We start from the raw sequence: 1,132 nt of genomic DNA, 5'->3' as shown, positions 1-1,132 counted from the left end.
CACGAGCTGTTCGAGGCGCAGGTGCGCCAGGCGCCGGAGGCTTTGGCGGTGGTCCATGAGGACGAGCGCCTGAGCTATGGCGAGCTCAACGCGCGGGCCAACCGTCTGGCGCATCATCTGATCGGGCTCGGGGTCAGGCCGGACCAGCCGGTGGCGATCTGCCTGGAGCGCAGCGTGGCGATGGTGGTGGGGCTTTTGGCGATCCTCAAGGCGGGCGGTGCCTATCTGCCGCTGGACCCGGCCTATCCCTGCGCGCGGCTGCGGCAGGTTCTCGACGATGCCGCGCCGCGGCTGCTGCTTTGCGATGCGGCCGGCCGGGCCGCGCTCGGCCCCGAGGCGCTTGTCGATGTGAGCGTGGTCGATCTGGAGACGGCCACTCCCACCTGGGCCGAGCTGCCGGCCTGCGATCCCGAGCCGCGCGCCCTTGGTCTCACCGCGCGCCATCTCGCCTATGTCATCTACACCTCTGGCTCAACCGGAACCCCAAAGGGCGTCATGGTCGAGCATGGAAGTCTGGTCAACTATTTGCATTGGTCGGATCGCAGCCATTACGAAGAAGCCGGCAACGGTTCGCCCATGCTGCTGTCGTTCAGCTTTGATGCTGGCGTTACGACCTTATTCGGGCCTTTGTTGGCGGGCGCCAAGCTTCGTCTTGCCAACCCCATTGCCCTAATACATGCGCTTGCTGCTTTAGAGGATGGTCAGACCTATGATCTAATCAAGCTGACCCCTTCGCATCTAAGCCTGCTGAACAAGCGGCTTGAAGCCGACAAGGGACCAGCCCCGACCAGAGCACTCATGGTCGGTGGCGAGGCCTTGATCCCGGCAGACATGCAGTTTTGGCAAGAGCATTTCCCGAACGTGCGTCTGATCAATCATTATGGTCCGACAGAAGCGACGGTTGGATGTGCCACATTCGCAATATCCGACGCTGTCGGGGGGCTGGCCTCCATCCCGATCGGGCGCCCGATTGCGAACACGCGGGTGTACCTGCTGGACGGTCATGGTGGGCCCGTGCCGTTCGGGGCGGTGGGTGAGCTTTACGTTGGCGGGGCCGGCGTTGCGCGTGGCTACCTGAACCGGCCTGATCTGACGGCCGAGCGGTTCATCGCCAGTCCCTTTGTGGAAGGCG

General features: G+C 64.1%; 1 protein-coding gene. It reads left to right on the top strand.

The window, feature by feature from the left end:
- Positions 1-1,132, top strand: a 1,132-nt coding sequence (locus NKI72_RS35095) for an amino acid adenylation domain-containing protein (protein ID WP_352852261.1), incomplete at both ends; no start/stop codon positions are given.

The sequence above is a fragment of the Mesorhizobium sp. M0437 genome (assembly GCF_040321335.1).
GTDB lineage: Bacteria > Pseudomonadota > Alphaproteobacteria > Rhizobiales > Rhizobiaceae > Mesorhizobium.
Note: the sequence above shows the minus strand (reverse complement) of the source record. Positions and strands in the feature narration are given on the sequence as shown.